Source organism: Streptomyces sp. ISL-43, assembly GCF_018614195.1.
GTDB lineage: Bacteria > Actinomycetota > Actinomycetes > Streptomycetales > Streptomycetaceae > Streptomyces.
Window position 1 is genome coordinate 74951 of the sequence record NZ_JAGGOT010000044.1, and the last position, 17447, is coordinate 92397.

Annotated in this window: 14 protein-coding genes; 4 read left to right on the top strand and 10 right to left on the bottom strand. The window is 71.7% G+C overall.

The window, feature by feature from the left end; genetic code table 11:
• Positions 1-27 precede the first annotated feature (27 nt).
• On the top strand, positions 28-2115 hold the full coding sequence (locus J7F03_RS25200; protein ID WP_214953211.1) for a restriction endonuclease: 2088 nt from the start codon (positions 28-30) through the stop codon (positions 2113-2115).
• A gap of 15 nt (positions 2116-2130) precedes the next feature.
• On the opposite strand, the gene J7F03_RS25205 is transcribed toward J7F03_RS25200, so the two are convergent.
• Together J7F03_RS25205 and J7F03_RS25210 are read right to left on the bottom strand one after the other, a co-directional pair.
• Positions 2131-3321 (bottom strand): GTP-binding protein, encoded by a 1191-nt coding sequence (locus tag J7F03_RS25205; protein WP_374104389.1) that lies wholly within the window; start codon positions 3319-3321, stop codon positions 2131-2133.
• A 5-nt stretch (positions 3322-3326) separates the two neighbouring features.
• Positions 3327-4505 (bottom strand): citrate synthase/methylcitrate synthase, encoded by a 1179-nt coding sequence (locus tag J7F03_RS25210; RefSeq protein ID WP_214953215.1) that lies wholly within the window; start codon positions 4503-4505, stop codon positions 3327-3329.
• A 69-nt stretch (positions 4506-4574) separates the two neighbouring features.
• Here J7F03_RS25210 and J7F03_RS25215 point away from each other — a divergent pair, with 69 nt between their 5' ends.
• Positions 4575-5819: a citrate synthase gene (locus tag J7F03_RS25215; RefSeq protein WP_214953218.1), complete on the top strand. Its 1245-nt coding sequence runs from the start codon at positions 4575-4577 to the stop codon at positions 5817-5819.
• Positions 5820-5927: 108 nt separating this feature from the next.
• Here J7F03_RS25215 and J7F03_RS25220 read toward each other — a convergent pair whose 3' ends face one another.
• The 6 genes from J7F03_RS25220 to J7F03_RS25245 form a co-directional block, all read right to left on the bottom strand.
• Positions 5928-7535, bottom strand: coding sequence for a glycoside hydrolase family 13 protein (locus tag J7F03_RS25220; protein WP_308379957.1), 1608 nt, complete (start codon positions 7533-7535; stop codon positions 5928-5930).
• A gap of 54 nt (positions 7536-7589) precedes the next feature.
• A complete protein-coding gene (locus J7F03_RS25225; protein WP_214953220.1) occupies positions 7590-8465 on the bottom strand; it encodes a carbohydrate ABC transporter permease in 876 nt (291 codons plus the stop codon).
• 14 nt (positions 8466-8479) lie between these two features.
• Positions 8480-9388 (bottom strand): carbohydrate ABC transporter permease, encoded by a 909-nt coding sequence (locus tag J7F03_RS25230; RefSeq protein ID WP_214953222.1) that lies wholly within the window; start codon positions 9386-9388, stop codon positions 8480-8482.
• A gap of 118 nt (positions 9389-9506) precedes the next feature.
• Positions 9507-10907: an ABC transporter substrate-binding protein gene (locus tag J7F03_RS25235; protein WP_214953224.1), complete on the bottom strand. Its 1401-nt coding sequence runs from the start codon at positions 10905-10907 to the stop codon at positions 9507-9509.
• A gap of 225 nt (positions 10908-11132) precedes the next feature.
• On the bottom strand, positions 11133-12152 hold the full coding sequence (locus J7F03_RS25240; RefSeq protein WP_214953226.1) for a LacI family DNA-binding transcriptional regulator: 1020 nt from the start codon (positions 12150-12152) through the stop codon (positions 11133-11135).
• 183 nt (positions 12153-12335) lie between these two features.
• A complete protein-coding gene (locus J7F03_RS25245; protein ID WP_214953309.1) occupies positions 12336-12623 on the bottom strand; it encodes a hypothetical protein in 288 nt (95 codons plus the stop codon).
• 215 nt (positions 12624-12838) lie between these two features.
• On the opposite strand from J7F03_RS25245, the gene J7F03_RS25250 reads away from it, so the two are divergent.
• On the top strand, positions 12839-14455 hold the full coding sequence (locus tag J7F03_RS25250) for a sensor histidine kinase (RefSeq protein ID WP_214953228.1): 1617 nt from the start codon (positions 12839-12841) through the stop codon (positions 14453-14455).
• Positions 14456-14472: 17 nt separating this feature from the next.
• Positions 14473-15177: a response regulator gene (locus J7F03_RS25255; RefSeq protein ID WP_214953230.1), complete on the top strand. Its 705-nt coding sequence runs from the start codon at positions 14473-14475 to the stop codon at positions 15175-15177.
• Between the two features lie 10 nt (positions 15178-15187).
• On the opposite strand, the gene J7F03_RS25260 is transcribed toward J7F03_RS25255, so the two are convergent.
• Both J7F03_RS25260 and J7F03_RS25265 read right to left on the bottom strand, forming a co-directional pair.
• Positions 15188-16780, bottom strand: coding sequence for a cation acetate symporter (locus J7F03_RS25260; RefSeq protein ID WP_214953232.1), 1593 nt, complete (start codon positions 16778-16780; stop codon positions 15188-15190).
• Positions 16777-17325 (bottom strand): DUF485 domain-containing protein, encoded by a 549-nt coding sequence (locus J7F03_RS25265; RefSeq protein ID WP_214953234.1) that lies wholly within the window; start codon positions 17323-17325, stop codon positions 16777-16779. The genes J7F03_RS25260 and J7F03_RS25265 overlap by 4 nt, the downstream gene beginning before the upstream one ends.
• Positions 17326-17447: the final 122 nt, after the last annotated feature.

The following is a 17447-nucleotide window of genomic DNA, read 5'->3' on the forward strand; positions in this document are numbered from 1 at the left end:
CGGTTGGGGCGGGGAGACACAGAGCTGATGAGTCGTCGGTCGGGCGGATCGATCGGGGACTGGGCCGAGGCCCAGCGCCGGACGCAGCAGACGCAGCTGATCCAGCAGCGTGAGGCGGAACGCCGGCAGCGGTCCTACGAACGCGACCTGGCCCGGGGCCGGCGGGAGCAACAGGCGGCCCACCGTCAGCACCGCGAGGCCGAGGCACTACGGCGCACCGCGCAGATCGACGCCGAGGTCGCCGCCCTGCAGGGCCTGTTGGCCACGGGGTGCCGGGCGCCGGCGTTCCGGACGGCGGCCCTGGTCCGGCCCGAGCAGCTGGAGCCGTTCGACCCCGGGAACCTGGCGCACCCGGTGCCGATGCCGCTCCTCGAGCAGTTCCAGCGGCAGAGCAGCGGCTGGACCCTCGGCTCGGGCGGGCGGGCCCAGGCGGAGCGGGCGGCACACACCCGGTACACCCAGGCCTGGCAGGCCGCGCACGCCGCGGAGACGCGGCGGCAGCAGCAACTGGCGGCGTACCGGCAGCAGTACGACCGGTGGGCGGCGGAACAGCTCGCCGGGGTCCGTGCGCACAACAGCGGGCTCGCCGCGCTGACCGGGGCGCTGCGCGCCGGCGACGCGGAGGCGGTGGTGGAGTACTTCTCGGCCACCCTGTACGCCTCGACGGCCTGGCCCGAGGCGCTGCCGAGGCAGGTGGCGGCCGCGTACGACCCGGCCGCGCGCCAGTTGGTGCTGGACTGGGAGCTGCCCGGGTACGCGGTGGTGCCGGAGGCCAGGTCGGTGCAGTACCTGCCGAGCACGGACCAGGACAGGGTGAAGCCCCGGCCGGCCACGGAGCGGCGGGCGCTGTACCGGGACCTGCTGGCGCAGTGCGTGCTGCTGGTGGTGCGCGAGCTGTACGCGGCGGACGAGTTCGGCGTGCTGGACTCGGTCGTGGTGAACGGCTTCGTGGACTGCCCCGATCCGGTGACGGGCCAGGAGGCGCGCTTCGTACTCGCCACGGTGTCGGCGGTGCGCGGCACTTTCGCGGGGCTGCGGCTGGAGCAGGTCAGCGCGGTGGACTGCCTGGTCGAGGGCTTGCGCGGGCAACTGTCGGCACGGCCCGACCAGCTGACGGCCGTGCGGGCGGGGCGCCGGCCGGAGGAGGTCGGCACGGTCGTCAGCCACGGCGGGCACCGGGCCGGCGAGGAGGAGGAGCCGGACCTCTTCGCGATGGACCCGATCGCCTTCGAGAACCTGGTGGCCGAGCTGTTCCGGGCGATGGGCATGGAAGCGGTGACCACGCAGCGGTCGGGCGACGGCGGCGTGGACGTCGAGGCGCTGGACCCGGCCCCGATCCGGGGCGGGCGGATCGTGGTGCAGGTCAAGCGCTACCGCAACACGGTCCCGCCGACGGCGGTGCGGGACCTGTACGGCACGGTCCAGGACCGGGGGGCGAACAAGGGGGTGCTGGTCACCACCGCGACGTTCGGGCCCACGTCGTACGCCTTCGTCGAGGACAAGCCGCTGGAGCTGGTCGACGGAGCCACGCTCGTGGACCTGCTGCACCGGCACGGACTGCGCGGACGGCTCGGCGGGGGCCCGGCTGCCTCGGTCCCGGCCCAGCGGGCGGCCGAGCCGGAGCCCTCCGCCGAGGAGAACGTGCTCGGCATGTCCTGGGCGGGACCGGTCGCGCTGGACGTGTGCGCACTGGTCTGCGAGGGCAACCGGGTGCTGAGCGAGGACCATTTCGTGTTCTTCAACAACCCCCGCACCCCGGACGGTTCGGTACGGACGCACCCGCATTCGGCGCCCGACAAGGCGGCGCTGACGGTCGCCTTCGACGCCCTGCCGCGGCCCGCCGACCGGCTGGTCCTCCTCGCCGCGATCGATCCGGAGGTCAATCCGCACGCCGACCTGGCGGGCTTCACCGACGCCCGGATCCGGCTGCTGGGTCCGGGCGGCGAGGAGCTGGGCCGGCTGGAGGTGTCCGACGGCCGCGCCGGCGAAACCGCCCTGGTCCTGGGCTCCTTCCGTCGCCGCCCGGGCGGCGACTGGGACTTCGTCATCGGCGGCAAGGGATACCCGGGCGGCCTGGAGCCGCTGCTCGGCGACTTCGGCATCGAGGTCTCCTGAGCGGACGCGGTCCCCTCAGAACTCCTCGGACTCGGGGTCGAGGTCGGGTTCGGCGTCGTGTTCGGGTTCGGGTTCGGCGTCGTGTTCGGGTTCGGCGTCGGCATGCTCCGGATCCGGCTCCCGGTCGATCTCCGCGGGCCGGTGTACGTAGCGCAGGACGCCCCACATGCTCTCCGGGCGGGCATGCCGCGGTTCCGCTTCGCGGCAGGCCTCCAGCTCGCGGAGCAGGGCGGGGCCGTCGGTGCCCGCGCCGATCAGGACGAGCTGCGTCAGGCGCGGCTCGCCCCGCCCCCAGGGCTGCGGGGCGAAGCGCAGGAAGCGGCCGACCGCGTGGACCTCGTAGCGCTCCTCGTGGCCGGGCACGCCGAAGTAGACGAAGCCCTTGATCCGGTAGAGCCCTGCCGGGCGGCGGTCGAGGAAGTCGATGAACCGGCGCGGGCTGAGGGCCTGCTCGGACACGAACTCCGTGCTCTCGTATGCCGTGTGCGCGTGGTCGGCGTGATCACCGTCGTGTTCACCCTCGCCGTCGCGATCGTGATCGTGGTCGTGCGCCTGCGCCAGCAGGTCCTCGAAGGACAGCTGTCCGCGCGTCTCGGTCCACGGGCGGCGGTCGAAGAGCAGCTCCGGGTCGATCCGCCCGTGGTCCGCGCCGACGACCGGGATCCCCGGCGCGCACAGCGCGGCGAGCGCGCCCTCGATCCCGGCCCGTTCCGCGGCGTCGACGCGGTCGGTCTTGTTGAGCACCACCAGGTCGGCGACGGCCAGGTGGCGGTCGGTCTCGGGGTGCCGGGCCCGGGTCGCGTCGAACTCGGCGGCGTCGACGATCTGCACCATGCCGCCGTAGCGGACGGCCGGGTTCTCGTTGGCGACGAGCATCCGGACCATCTCCTGCGGCTCCGCCAGCCCGCTCGCCTCGATGACGATCACATCGATGCGGTGGACGGGGTCGGCGAGCTTCTCCAGGTAGGCGTCCAGCTCGCTGCCGTCCACCGCGCAGCACAGGCAGCCGCCGCCGAGGGAGACCATCGAGTCGCCGACCTGGCCGGCCACCGACATCGCGTCGACCTCGATGGAGCCGAAGTCGTTGACGACGACCCCTATCCGGGTGCCGCCCCGGTTCCCGAGGAGGTGGTTGAGGACGGTCGTCTTGCCGGATCCGAGGAATCCGGACAGGACGACCACAGGGATGCTGTTCACCCGGTCGATCGTAGTCAGCCGAGAGTGGGGACCGGCTGGGGCGGGGTCGGGCCGGTGTAGCGGGCCGCGGGTCGGATGATCTTCGAATCGGTGGCCTGTTCGAGGACGTTCGCGCTCCAGCCGATCACGCGCGCCGCGCAGAAGGTCGGCGTGAACATCTCGCGCGGCAGCCCGCACAGCTCCATGACCACGCCGGCGTAGAACTCCACGTTGGTGTGCAGCTCGCGGCCCGGCTTGAGCTCGGCGAGGATCTCCTCGACGTGCCGCTCGACCTCCACGGCGAAGTCCACGAGCGGCCCGCCGAACCCGAGGGCGATCTCGCGCAGCATCCGCGAGCGCGGGTCCTCGGTGCGGTAGACGGGGTGCCCGAAGCCCATGATCCGATCCCCGGCGAGCACCCGCTCGCGGATCCACGGGTCGATCCGGTCCGCCGTGCCGATGGCGTCGAGCGTGTCCAGGGCCCGGCTGGGGGCGCCCCCGTGCAGCGGGCCGGAGAGCGCGCCGATCGCCCCGGTGAGGCAGGCCGCGACGTCGGCGCCGGTGGAGGCGATCACGCGGGCGGTGAAGGTGGAGGCGTTGAAGCCGTGGTCGATCGTGGAGATCAGGTAGCGCTCGACCGCGCGGGCCTTGACCGGGTCGGGCTCCTGCCCGGTCAGCATGTAGAGGTAGTTGGCGGCGTACGGGAGGTCGTCGCGCGGCTCGACCGGCTCCAGGCCCTGACCGAGCCGGTGCAGGGCGGTGAGCAGGGTCGGTACGGCGGCGCAGGCGGCCATCGCGTCGGCGGCCCGGCGGTCGGGGGTGAGGTCGTAGACCGGGCGGAAGCCCGCGGAGGCGCCGAGCAGGGAGAGCGCCGTGCGCAGCCCGGCGAGCGGGCCGGACAGGGCCGTCGCGCGGGCCAGGGCGGGCAGGGCGCCCCGCACCTCGGCGGGGAGCCGGCGCAGCGGGGTGATCTCGGCGGCGAAGGCGGCTCGTTCCGCTGCGTCGGCCGGCAGGGCGCCGCGGAACATCAGGTGCCACACGTCCTCGAAGGTGCGGCTGTCGGCGAGCTCCACGGCCGAGTACTGGCGGTAGTGGTAGAAGCCCTCACGGCCGCGGACGTCACCGAGCTGCGTCTCGGTGACCACGACTCCCGCGAGGCCGCGTGGACTTTCGGCAGTGACGGCGGGGACGGCGGGTGCGTTGATGGTGTTCATGGATCGACCATCGATGATGGACTCGATCACTGTCAATATTGATCCACTCAACCTATGTAGGGTGACGTCATGAACGAGGAGTCCGGTGAGCGAAGGCTCAGCACCCAGGAGGCGGCCCGGCTGCTGGGCGTGAAACCCGCGACGGTGTACGCGTACGTCAGCCGCGGCCAGCTCACCAGCCGCCGCGACCCGGTCGGACGCGGCAGCAGCTTCGACGCCCGCGAGGTGGAGGCCCTGGCCCTGCGCAGCCGGCGCGAAGCCGCCGCGGTGCCCGGCGCCTCCGGAGAGCTCTCCGTACGCACCTCCCTCACGCTGATCGAGTCCGACCGGTATTACTTCCGGGGCGTGGACGCCGTCGAGCTGGCCTCGCGGTACCGCTACGAGGAGGTCGCCGAGTGGCTGTGGACGGGGACCCTGCTGCGCGGGGCCCGGTTCACCGCTCCCCCGGAGGCCCTCGCCGCGGCCCGGCGGGCGGTCGCCTCACTGCCGGAGCACAGCGGTCCGGTCGACCGGCTGCGGGTGGCCGTCGCGGCCGCCGCGGTCGCGGACCCGCTGCGCTTCGACCTGTCCGAGCCCTCCGTACTGGGCTCCGCGCGCTCCCTGATCCCCACCCTGGTCGGCGCCCTGCCCGAAGTCGGCCCGGCGCAGTGGGGCGGAGACGGCCGGCTCGCCCGGCAGCTGTGGCCCCGGCTCTCCGCCCTGGACCCGGATCCGGACGCCCTGGCCGTGCTGGACCTGGCGCTGGCGCTGCTCACGGACCACGATCTGGCCGCCTCGACCCTGGCCGTACGGGTCGCCGCGTCGGCGCGCGCGCATCCGTACGCGGCGGTCTCGGCCGGGCTCGGCGCGCTCGAAGGTCCCCTGCACGGCTCGGCCGGGCGGCTCGCGCACCGGATGCTGGTGGAAGTGCTCGAACGCGGCGGTGCGGCGCCGGTGGTGACCGAGTACCTGCGCGCCGGCCGCCGGGTGCCCGGGCTCGGACACCGGCTGTACAAGGGCGAAGACCCCCGGGCCGCGGCCCTGTTCGCCCGGCTGGAAGGGCTGGCTCAGGCCGGCCCCGCACTCGCCGCGGCCCGTGAGGTGGCCGGGGTGATGGCCCGGCACGGCGGCGGCCTGTATCCCAATGTGGACCTGGCGCTGTCGGTGCTGACGGTGTCGTGCGCGATGCCGGCGGAGGCCGGGGAGACGGTCTTCGCGGTGGCCCGCACGGCCGGCTGGATCGCGCACGCGCTGGAGGAGTACCAGGAGCGCCCGCTGCGGATGCGGCCGAGCGGGCAGTACCAAGGCCCCCGCCCGCCACAGCCGATGCCGTGAGGCTCGGTGCCCCCCGGGGAGGCGCGCCCGGGCCCGGCCGGTGCGGGCGCGTCGGCCGGCAGGCGCGCTGGGGAAGGCGCGGTGCGGGAAAGCGGTCCGGCTGCGGCGTCAGGTCCGCAGCCAGACCGCCGTGTCCTGCGGAAGCAGCCCGCCGTCGTCCAGCGCGGAACTGCTCAGCAAGAGGCTCGTGTGGGCCGGCAGCGGGACCGGCCCCTGTGACAGGTTGGCCGCGCAGACCAGCCCGTCGGGACGGGTGAAGGCCAGCACACCGGGCTGCGCGTCCAGCCACTCCAGCGATCCGCCGCCGAAGCCGCCCGCGGCGCGGCGCAGTGCGAGGGCCGTCCGGTAGAGGGTCAGCATCGAGTCCGGGTCGCCGTCCTGGCGGTCCGCGGCGTACGCCGGCCAGTCCGCCGGCTGGGGCAGCCAGGGGTCGTTCCAGGGCTCGGCGGTCCACGGCAGCGGCACCCGGCAGCCGTCCCGGCCGGGGTCGGTGCCTCCGGAGCGGAAGTGCATGGGGTCATGGATGCGCCCGAGCGGTACGTCGGCTTCCGGCAGCCCCAGTTCCTCGCCCTGGTAGACGTACACGGCGCCGGGCAGGGCGAGGGTCAGCAGGGCTGCGGCGCGGGCCCGCCGGGCGCCGAGCGCCGGGTCGGTCGGGGTCCCGAAGGCCTTGGCGGCGAAGTCGAAACCGGTATCGGCGCGCCCGTAGCGGGTGACCGTACGGGTCACGTCGTGGTTGCACAGCACCCAGGTGGCCGGGGCACCGACGGGGGCGTGCTCGGCCAGGGTCTCCTCGATGGAGGTGCGCAGCCGGTCCGCGTCCCAGGGGCAGCTGAGGAAGGAGAAGTTGAAGGCGGTGTGCAGTTCGTCGGGGCGCAGGTAGCGGGCGAACCGCTCGGAGTCGGGCAGCCAGACCTCGCCGACGAAGATGGCCTCGTACTCGTCGGCGATGGCGCGCCAGGAGCGGTAGATGGTGTGCAGGTCGTCCCGGTCGATGTACGGGTGGACCTCGCCGGGCCAGGGTTCGGGCGAGCGGCCGGCCAGGTCGGGCAGGGCCGGGTCCTTGGCGAGCAGGGCCGCGGAGTCGATCCGTACGCCCGACACTCCCCGCTCGAACCAGAAGCGCAGGACTTCCTCGTGTTCCCGGCGGACGGCGGGGTGGCCCCAGTTGAGGTCGGGCTGCTGCGGGGTGAAGAGGTGCAGGTACCACTCCCCGTCCGGTACCCGCGTCCAGGTGGCGGCGCCGTTGAACTGCGAGGGCCAGTCGCCGGGCGGCAGTTCGCCGTGCTCGCCGCGGCCGGGGCGGAAGTGGAAGAGCTCGCGCTCCGGGCTGCCGGGTCCGGCGGCCATCGCAGCCTTGAACCAGGCGTGCTGGTCGGACACGTGGTTCGGGACGATGTCGACAATGGTGCGGATGCCCAGTTCACGGGCCTCGGCGATGAGTTTCTCCGCTTCGGCGAGGGTGCCGAAGGCGGGGTCTATGGCGCGGTAGTCGGCGACGTCGTACCCGCCGTCGGCGAGCGGGGAGAGGTACCAGGGGGTGAACCAGAGTGCGTCCACGCCCAGTTCGGAAAGATAGGGGAGGCGGGCCCGGACGCCCGCGATGTCACCGGTGCCGTCCCCGTCGCCGTCGGCGAAGCTCCGTACGTACACCTGGTAGATGGCGGCCGAGCGCCACCAGTCGGCGGCGTTTTCGGGCAGGGGAAAGTCAGCCACGGAGGGGTCCTTTCACAGGGGGCGGCCGGGCGCGGCGGCGGTTCGGGGTGCTGGTCACCCCTTGAGGGAGCCTGCCGTCAGGCCGCTCATGATGTTGCGCTGGAAGATCAGGAAGATGATGAGCGTGGGCGCCGAGGCCATCGCGAGCGCGGCGACGAGATGGTTCTCGGGTACTCCCCTGGCCAGTGAGTAGATGCCGACGTTGAGCGTCTGCAGGGCCGGGTCGGGGAGGGTGAGCATGGGCCAGAGGAAGTCTTTCCAGACCCCGACGACGGCGAAGATCGACACGACGCCGAGGACGGGCGGGGACATGGGCAGGACCACGGAGCGCAGGGTGCGCAGGGCGGAGGCTCCGTCGATGGCGGCGGCGTCGAGGATCTCGCCGGGGATGGAGTCGAAGAATCGTTTCAACAGGAAGATGTTGAAGGCGTTCGTGACGGAGGGCAGCCAGATCACCCAGGGCGTGTTGAGCAGGTTCCGCTCGATGATCGGCATGTCCAGGACCGTCAGGTACTGCGGTACGACGAGGACGGTGGCCGGGATCATCAAGGTCGCCAGCATCATGCCGAGGACCGCTCTGCCGAAGACGGGCCGGAGCTTGGACAGCGAGTACGCGGCGGCGACGCCCAGGACGAGCTGGAAGGCCAGGGCCCCGAAGGCGTAGTAGAGGGTGTTGAACAGCAGCTTGGCGAGGTCCATGACCTTCCAGGCCGCCGAGTAGTTCTCGGCGTGCAGGGAGTCCGGCACCAGGGTCGGCGGGACCTGCGTGAACTCCTGGGTGCTCTTGAGGCCGTTGGCGACCATCCAGTAGAGGGGCCCGAGGAAGACGATCGTGAAGCCGACGACGACCAGGGCCAAGGCGGTCCAGTAGACGATCTTGCCTCGGGTGCGGCCGAGTAGGGCCGGAGATATCAGCGTGCGCTCTGCCATGTGAGGTGCTCCCGTCAGTTCTCGTTGTCGCGGCTCAGCCGGACGTACACGGCGGAGAAGCCGGCGAGCAGGACGAGCAGGCACAGGCCCAGGGCCGCGGCGCCGCCGTACTGGTTGAAGCTGAAGGCGTACTGGTAGATGAGGACGACGACGGTGGTGGTCGACCCCTCGGGGCCGGCCCCGCCGGTCAGCATGAAGGGCTCGACGAACACCTGCATCGTGGCGATGATCTGCATGAGCAGCATCAGCGAGAGGATGAGCTTGGTCTGCGGGATCGTGACGTGCCAGATCTTGCGCAGCACCCCGGCCCCGTCGAGCTCGGCCGCCTCGTAGAGCTCGCCGGGGACGCCCTGGAGGGCGGCCAGATAGATCAGGGTCGCACCGCCCATGTTCATCCACGTGGAAGCGATGACGACGGAGAGCATCGCGGTATCGGTGGATTGCAGCCAGTCTTGCGCCGGCAGGTGCAGGAATTCCAGGGCCTTGCTGAAGACGCCGTAGCCGGGATCGTAGAAGTACTTGAAGAGCAGGATCGAGGCCACCGGCGGCATCATCACCGGCAGGTAGACCAGCAGCCGCAGATAACCCTGCGCGTGCCGGAACTCGTTGAGCACGATCGAGACGACGAACGGGACGAGGAAGCCGAGGACCAGCGCGAGCCCGGTGAAGAGCAGGGTGTTGCGCCAGGCCTGCCAGAAGGCCGGATCGTTGAAGACGTAGCGGAAATTGTCCCAGCCGACCCAGCGGACGGTGCCGCCCTCGGTCTTCTGGAAGGCCAGCAGGAACTCCCGGACCATCGGGTACCAGGAGAAGAAGGAGAAGCAGAGCACGGCGCCGATCAGAAAGCCGTGGGCCGAGAGGTTCCGCTTGAACGCCCGGACGAATTCCTCGCGTGAGGTATCGGACAGGGTGGGAGCCGACATCGCCGCTCGCTCCTTGGTGGTCGTCGCCATCGATATGCGGGGGTGCCGGGCCGGCGGCCCGGAAGGCGGGTGCGGGTCCGGGCCGGGGAGGCCGCCCGGACCTCCACCGGCCGGTCCGCTACTGGTTGGCCAGCACCTGGTTGACGGCCTTCTCGGCCTCCGCGAAGAGCTGCGCCGAGTCGGCGTCCTTGTTCGTCAGGACCCCCGACATCACCTTGTCGAGGACCTTGTAGACCTCCTGGGCCTTCGCCGGCTCGGCCTTGCCGGGCACCGGGTTGTCCAGGAAGGACTTGAAGTTGACGACCGGCATGGTGGCGTTGGCGGCCTTCAGCTCGTCATCCTTGGCCTTGCTGGCGCCGGTGAAGAAGGCGGGCTGCGGAAGCCCGACCGGCAGGCCGTCGGCCTTGTTGCGGTCGTACTGGAACTGGCCCTTGCCGACCGAGAGCGTCTTGAAGTTCAGCCAGGCGATGGCGGCCTTGACCTTGTCCGGCGAGCTGCCCTTCTTGATCATGTAGCCGTTGCCGCCGGCCAGCGTCGCGGCGCCGCCGGGGATGGGACCCATGCCGAAGTTCTCGTACTTGGCGGAGAGCTGCTGGACCATGTAGGTGATGTCGTCGGGCGCGGCAAGGAACATGCCGAGCTTGTCCGAGGCCATCTGCTTCTGCAGGTCGCCCCACTTGAGCAGCTGGGTCTTGCCCATGCTGTCGTCGTCCCAGCGCATGGCGTGGAGGTTGTCGACGACCTGCTTGCCGGTCGGGTTGTTGAAGGCCGCCTTGCCGTCGGCGCCGACGACGTCGCCGCCCAGGCCGTACATCGCGGCGGTGAAGTGCCAGCCGCCGGTGTTGTCGACGCTGTACTCGCCGTAGCCGGCGGTGCCGTTGCCGAGCGCCGCGATCTTCTTGGCGGCCGCGCGGACCTCGTCCCAGGTGCGCGGCGGCTGATCGGGGTCGAGGCCCGCCTGCTGGAAGAGCTTGCGGTTGATCAGCAGGCCCATCGTGTAGTTGCTGGTGGGCAGGGCGTAGAGCTTGCCGTCCTGCTCGAGGGTGCCGGTGACGTTCTTGTCGATGTCGCCGAAGCCCGGGACCGACTTGGCCGTGACGTAGGCCGAGATTTCCTCGGCGCCGTCGTTGTCCAACACCTGCTTGAGGTCGGTGAAGTAGGCGTAGAACACGTCCGGCTGCGACTTGGCCTTGAGCATCGCCGTGAAGCGCGGGGGCTCCAGGCACTGGCCGGGGGTGGAACGGCCCTCGATCGTGACGTTCGGGTAGATCTTGTTGAACGCCGCCACGTCCTCCTTCCACTGCTTGAGCTCGGCCGCCTTCGCCGCGGGCGGCATGCAGTCCATGGAGATGGCGACCTTGGTCTTCGGGTCGAGCGGCGCGGAGGCGTCCGCGGAACCGCCGGACGGCTGGTTCTTGGTGTCGTCTCCACCGCTGCTCGTACCGCAGGCCGCGAGGGCGGTGACGGCGAGCGCCGAGACGAGGGCGGCCGCGGTGGTGCGGCGGATATTGGTTCTCATCGGTGGTCCCCTTCGAGCATCAAGCAGGAGGCGTGGGGCGGTGCGGGGGCGAGCGCGGCACACTCAACCACCACCTACAAATGAACGCAATATCTCGCGCAGACTTCGCAAGAGTTTGGCAACCAAGTGCCGGACAGGTCGGGCAGAGGACGCAAAACAGGGCCACGAAACGTCAGAACGACGTTTCGGGGCCCTGAGTTCGAGCGTCGGAGCGGAGCGGGGGTGTTATGCGAGCCGGGGGCGCGGGGCCTGCGCCGTGGAGCCGCGCACCACGAGTTCCGGCTCGAAGAGCAGCTCGCCGGGCTGCACCGCGGTCCCCTGGATCTGCGCGGTGAGCAGCTCCACGGCGGCCCGGCCCATGGCCTCGATCGGCTGCCGGACGGTGGTCAGCGGCGGCTCGGTGCAGTTCATGAAGGCCGAGTCGTCGTACCCGACCACGGAGACCTGCCCCGGCACCGACAGCCCCCGGCGGCGGGCCGCCCGGATGGCACCGAGGGCCAGCGGGTCGCTCGCGCAGATGATGCCCGTGATCCCCCGGTCCAGCAGCCGCGAGGTGGCCGCGTGGCCGCCCTCCAGGGAGAACAGCGCCCGCTCCACGTGCTCGGCGGGCAGTTCGGTGCCGGCCGCCGCGGCGACCGTCTGGGCGGCCACCAGCTTGCGCAGGGAGGGGATGTGGTCGGGCGGGCCCAGCACCAGGCCGATGCGCTCGTGGCCGAGCGAGGCCAAGTGCCGCCAGGCCTGCTCGACCGCGACGGCGTCGTCGCAGGACACGCACGGAAAGCCGAGATCCTCTATCGAGGCGTTGATGAGCACCACCGGGACCTTGCGGTCGCGGAGCAGCCGGTAGTGCTCGTGCGGGGCGTCGGCCTGCGCGAACAGTCCGCCGGCGAAGACGACACCGGACACCTGCTGCTGGAGCAGGAGCTCGACGTAGTCGGCCTCGGAGACTCCGCCGGTGGTCTGTGTGCAGAGCACCGGGGTCAGCCCCTGCTGGGCCAGCGCACCGCCGATGACCTCGGCGAAGGCCGGGAAGATCGGGTTCTGCAGTTCCGGCAGGACCAGGCCGACCAGCCGGGCGCGCTCGCCGCGCAGCTGGGTGGGGCGCTCGTAGCCGAGGACGTCGAGGGCCGTGAGCACGGACTGGCGGGTCGCGTCCGAGACGCCCGGCTTGCCGTTGAGCACCCGGCTGACCGTTGCCTCGCTGACCCCCACCTTCTTCGCTACTTGAGCAAGTCGTCGCGTCATGAGCGCAAGAGTAGCGCAAACAATGCAAGTTCCTTGCAGCTCGATTACGGCCAGTTTGGCCCATCGGAATCCGCCGCGGAACCCCCTGCGCCAAGGTGTCTCCGCGACCACGCCGAGCAGCGGCGGGGCACCCGAAGGGACGCGCCCGCCGCTCTCGTGGTCAGGCTCTTGATCCGCCGCCCGCTACGGCAGCTGGTTGATCCTGAACGTCGAGGTCGTGTTCCGCACGTCCACGGCGTTGTCGCTCATCCTCAGGTTCTGGATGGTGACCTCACCGACCGCCGGGCCCTGCCCCGCCTCGGGCATCTCGTTCGCCCAGAGACCGAATCCGGACTTGGCGTCGAAGGTGTCGCCGCTCGAGACGCTCGGTCCGCCGGCGGCCACGGCGTCGAGAGCGGGCCACCCCACCATCAGCAGGGCCGTGCCGATCAAGGCGGCCAGGGCCCGCCATCTCCAGTTGCGCCTTCTCATATGTCCTCGTCCCTCGACATGAACTTTCTGAACCATGGGAGATAGGAATTTGCGGTGTGCAGCGCGAGAATTGCAGAGCATTGCCGAGTCGTCTACCGCTCTGACCGCACTTTCATGTCGTCATTGCTTGCGCAAGCTGGGCGCAAATAGCGCAAGCCATTTGCGTAGACGAGGGAAATTCCACTTACGCCCGAACCGGCCTACGGTTTCTAGTCATGCGGTTCCCCCACACGAGCGCTCGGCGCCTCGGGCTGCCCAGACGGGCCGTCTCCCAGATCCTGCTGACCCAGCTGGCCATCGCCGCCGGGGTGCTCGCCCTGGCCACCGGACTCTTCCTGGCCCCGCTGAGTGCGCAGCTCGACGACCAGGCCATGCGGCGCGCACTGGCCATCGCCCAGAGCGCGGCGGCCGACCCCGCGCTGGCCGCCGGCGTCCTCGGCTCGGGTCCGGCACCGGACGGCCCGGTACAGGCCTCGGCCGAGCGCATCCGCCGGGCCACGGGCGCCGAGTACGTGGTCGTCATCGACCCGGCCGGAATCCGCCGCTCGCACCCGAGCCCCGACCGGATCGGCCGCCCCGTCTCCACCGACCCCGGCGACGCCCTGGCGGGCCGCGAGGTCATGGAGATCGACGAGGGCACCCTGGGCCGCTCCGCGCGCGGCAAGGTCCCGCTGCTCGCCGCCGACGGCGAGATCGTCGGCGCCGTCTCCGTCGGCATCGCCTACGACAGCGTCCGCGACCGTCTGCTCGGCGCCATCCCCGGCCTGCTCGCGTACGCGGGCGGCGCCCTGGCTGCGGGCGCCCTCGCCGCCTACCTGCTCTCCCGCCGGATCCAGCGCCAGACCCGGGACCTGGCCTTCTCCGACATCGCGGGCCTGCTCGCCGAGCGCGAGGCGATGCTGCACTCCATCCGCGAGGGCGTGATCGCCCTCGACCGGGACGGCCGGGTCCGGCTGGTCAACGACGAGGCGGCCCGGCTGCTGGGCCTCGCGCCCGACTCCGCCGGCGCGGTCGCGGGGCGCGCGCTGGACGACGTACTCGGCGCGGGCCGCACCACCGACGTCCTGGCCGGGCGCGTCACCGGCCACGACCTGCTCACCGTCCAGGGCCCACGCGTCCTGGTCGCCAACCGGATGCCCACCGAGGACGGCGGAGCCGTGGCCACCCTGCGCGACCGCACCGAGCTGGAGCACCTGGGCCGCGAGCTCGACTCCACCAAGGGTCTGATCGACGCCCTGCGGGCGCAGGACCACGAGCACGCCAACCGGCTCCACACCCTCCTGGGCCTGCTGGAGCTGGGCCTGTACGAGGAGGCGGTGGAGTTCGTGACGGAGGTCGTCGGCGTGCACCGCAGTACCGCCGAAGAGGTCACCGAGAAGATCCACGACCCGCTGCTCGCCGCGCTGCTCGTCGGCAAGGCCACGGTCGCGGCCGAGCGCGGCGTCCCGCTGCGCCTGGCGGACCACGCCCTGCTGCCCGACCGCCTCGTCGACCCGGGAGGGCTGGTCACCATCGTCGGCAACCTGGTCGACAACGCGCTGGACGCGGCGGCGGGCTCGCTCGCGCCGCTGGTCGAGGTCGACATCCGGGCGGAAGGCCGCACGGCGGCCGTGCTGGTGCGCGACAGCGGCCCCGGCGTCCCGGAAGCGCGCCGCGAGGAGATCTTCACCGAGGGCTGGTCGACCAAGCAGCCCCGGGCCCACCGGGAGCGCGGGCTCGGTCTCGCGCTGGTGCGGCGCCTGGCGGAGCGGCAGGGCGGCACGGTCCGGGCCGGCGAGGCAGCGGACGGAGGGGCGGAATTCTCCGTCGTGCTCCCGGAGGCCCTGCGATGAAGGAGACCCCGAGCAGGATGTCCGGTGTGAGCCGAGATTTCGACGTATTGGTCGTCGACGACGACATGCGTGTTGCCCGGATCAACGCGGCCTATGTGGCGAAGGTTCCCGGCTTCCGCGTGTCGGCCCAAGCCCACTCGGCGGCGGAGGCGCTGGCTCTCCTTGACTCCCGCCCGGTGGACCTGATCCTCCTGGACCACTACCTCCCGGACGAGAACGGCTTGGACCTGGTCCGCCGCCTGCGCGAACGCGGCCACCACACCGACGTCATCATGGTCACGGCCGCCCGCGATCTGGCCACCGTCCAGGCCGCGATGCGCCTCGGTGCCCTCCAGTACCTGGTCAAACCCTTCACCTTCGCGGGCCTGCGCACCCGTCTGGAGGCCTACGGGTCCCTGCGCCGCACCCTGGACACGGGCGGCGAGGCCGAACAGGCGGAGGTCGACCGGATCTTCGGCGCCCTCGCCTCGGCGGGAGCCCCCAACGACCTGCCCAAGGGCCACTCCCCCACCACCGCCGAGCTGGTCCGCGGGATCCTGCGCACCGCCGAAGGCCCGCTCTCCACGCAGCAGATCGCCGACCGCGCGGGCATCAGCCGCCAGACCGCCCAGCGCTACCTCAAGCTCCTCGACCGCTCCGGCCGCGTCACCCTGGCCCTGCGCTACGGCGAGACGGGCCGCCCTGAGCACCGCTACTCCTGGCAGCCCCCGGCGACGGGGTGACGTCGGGGCCTCAGACCGCCCCGGCCCCCGTCAGCGAGCGTACTTCGGTCTCCGCGTGACGCCGCTCGTCCGGCTCCTCCGCCGAGGTGACCGTGCCCAGCCAGCCCGCCAGGAAGCCCAGCGGGATCGACACGAGGCCCGGGTTCTGGAGCGGGAAGAACTGGAAGTCCACGCCCGGGAACAGGGATTCGGGGCTGCCCGAGACCACCGGAGAGAACGCCACCAGCAGCACCGCCGGCAGGAGCCCCCCGTACACCGACCAGACGGCGCCCCGCGTGGTGAAGCCGCGCCAGAACAGCGAGTACAGCAGTACCGGCAGGTTCGCCGAGGCAGCCACAGCGAAGGCCAGCCCCACCAGGAACGCCACGTTCAGATCCTGCGCGAGCAGCCCCAGCGCGATCGCCACCGCCCCGATCCCGACGGCGGCCACCCTGGCCACCGCCACCTCGCTGCGCTGCCGGGCGTGGCGGCGCTTGAGCGAGGCGTACAGGTCGTGCGCTACGGAGGCCGACGACGCCAGGGTGATCCCCGCGACCACCGCGAGGATCGTCGCGAAGGCGATGGCCGCCACGAAGGCGAACAGCACGGCGCCACCGGTGGATTCGGCCCCTCCTCCCAGGAACGCCGCGAGCAGCGGAACCGCCGTGTTCCCCGAGGCGTTGGAGGCCTTGACCTGTTCCGGCCCGAGCAGCGCCGCGGCCCCGAAGCCCAGCACGATGGTCATCAGGTAGAAGCCGCCGATCAGCCCGATCGCCCACACCACCGACCGGCGGGCCGCCCGCGCCGTCGGCACGGTGTAGAAGCGCGACAGGATGTGCGGCAGCCCTGCCGTGCCGAGGACCAGCGCGAGCCCGAGGCTCATGAAGTCGAAGCGGGCCGTCCAGTCGCCGCCGTATTTCAGCCCGGGGCCCAGGAAGCGGTTCCCGTGCCCGCTGCGCTCCGCGGCGGTGCTGAGCAGCTGGTCGAAGTTCCCGTGGAAGCGCAGCAGCACCAGCACGGTCAGGGTGATCGCCCCGCCCATCAGCAGCACGGCCTTGACGATCTGGATCCAGGTGGTGGCCCGCATCCCGCCGAAGGACACGTAGATCACCATGAGCGCGCCGACCCCGATCACGGTCAGCGTCCGTGCGGTCCGGCCCGAATCGGCCAGCAGCAGGCCGACCAGGCTGCCCGCGCCGACCATCTGCGCGACGAGGTACAGCACGGAGACGACGACCGAGGAGGTCCCGGCGGCGATGCGCACCGGCCGCTCGCTCATCCGCGCGGCGACCACGTCGGCGAGGGTGAAGCGGCCGCAGTTGCGGACGAGTTCCGCGACGAGGAACAGCACGACCAGCCAGGCGACGAGGAAGCCCACCGAGTACAGCAGGCCGTCGTAGCCGAAGAGCGCGATCAGGCCGGAGATGCCGAGGAAGGAGGCGGCGGACATGTAGTCGCCGGCGATGGCGAAACCGTTCTCCATGGGGGAGAAGAGCCGCCCGCCGGCATAGAACTCCTCCGCCGAGCCGTGCCGGTTGCGGCTCACCCACGTGGTGATGCCCAGCGTGACGGCGATGAAGACGCTGAACAGGAGCAGCGCCAGCGTCTGGTGCTCGGTGGTCACCGGCCCGCCCCCCGCGCTCGGGTGCGTTCCCCGACGTCCGCCCGGCGGACCTGCTCCTGCTCGAAGACCGTCCAGCGCAGGTCCAGGGCCGCGCGGTCGCGCCGCAGCCGGGCGTGCCGGGCGTAGGCCCAGGTCAGCAGGAAGGTGCTGAGGAACTGCCCGAGGCCCGCCAGCAGGGCCACGTTGACGGACCCGACCACGGGCCGGGCCATCATGGCGGGCGCCGTGGTGGCCGCGATCACGTAGGCGACGTACCAGAGGAAGAAGCCGGCGGTCGCGGGGACGACGAACCTTCGGTAGCGGCTGCGCACATCCTGGAAGGCGGCACTGCGCTGCACTTCGAGGTAGATGTCGGACGCGCCGGGCACGTGCGGACCACCGGGTCCGGAGCGCGGCGGTGACGTTTCCGCACCCTCGCCGGCCGATCCGCCGGGACCCTCGCCTACGCCGGCACCCGCGCCCTCGCCCCATCCGACGGCCAGCGCGTCGTACCAGGGGTCGTCCAGCCGGATCGTTCCGGCATCACGACCTTCGTGCTTGTCCACCGAACTCTCCTTGTCCGCCGCCGCATTGGCCGCGTGCCCACAAGGATGTGCGGGAGGGACGGTTTCCGGACTGGTGTCCCGCTGCTCTTCACTCCATCAGGTGATGGAGTGAAGAGCAGCGG

What these genes read in the sequence shown, in the direction of transcription:
- J7F03_RS25210 (WP_214953215.1), bottom strand. Translation starts at nt 4,505, where the DNA reads ATGAACACCATCAACGCACCCGCCGTCCCCGCCGTCACTGCCGAAAGT.
- J7F03_RS25235 (WP_214953224.1), bottom strand. Translation starts at nt 10,907, where the DNA reads ATGAGAACCAATATCCGCCGCACCACCGCGGCCGCCCTCGTCTCGGCG.
- J7F03_RS25230 (WP_214953222.1), bottom strand. Translation starts at nt 9,388, where the DNA reads ATGTCGGCTCCCACCCTGTCCGATACCTCACGCGAGGAATTCGTCCGG.
- J7F03_RS25215 (WP_214953218.1), top strand. Translation starts at nt 4,575, where the DNA reads ATGAACGAGGAGTCCGGTGAGCGAAGGCTCAGCACCCAGGAGGCGGCC.
- J7F03_RS25250 (WP_214953228.1), top strand. Translation starts at nt 12,839, where the DNA reads ATGCGGTTCCCCCACACGAGCGCTCGGCGCCTCGGGCTGCCCAGACGG.
- J7F03_RS25200 (WP_214953211.1), top strand. Translation starts at nt 28, where the DNA reads ATGAGTCGTCGGTCGGGCGGATCGATCGGGGACTGGGCCGAGGCCCAG.
- J7F03_RS25225 (WP_214953220.1), bottom strand. Translation starts at nt 8,465, where the DNA reads ATGGCAGAGCGCACGCTGATATCTCCGGCCCTACTCGGCCGCACCCGA.
- J7F03_RS25245 (WP_214953309.1), bottom strand. Translation starts at nt 12,623, where the DNA reads ATGAGAAGGCGCAACTGGAGATGGCGGGCCCTGGCCGCCTTGATCGGC.
- J7F03_RS25255 (WP_214953230.1), top strand. Translation starts at nt 14,473, where the DNA reads ATGTCCGGTGTGAGCCGAGATTTCGACGTATTGGTCGTCGACGACGAC.
- J7F03_RS25240 (WP_214953226.1), bottom strand. Translation starts at nt 12,152, where the DNA reads ATGACGCGACGACTTGCTCAAGTAGCGAAGAAGGTGGGGGTCAGCGAG.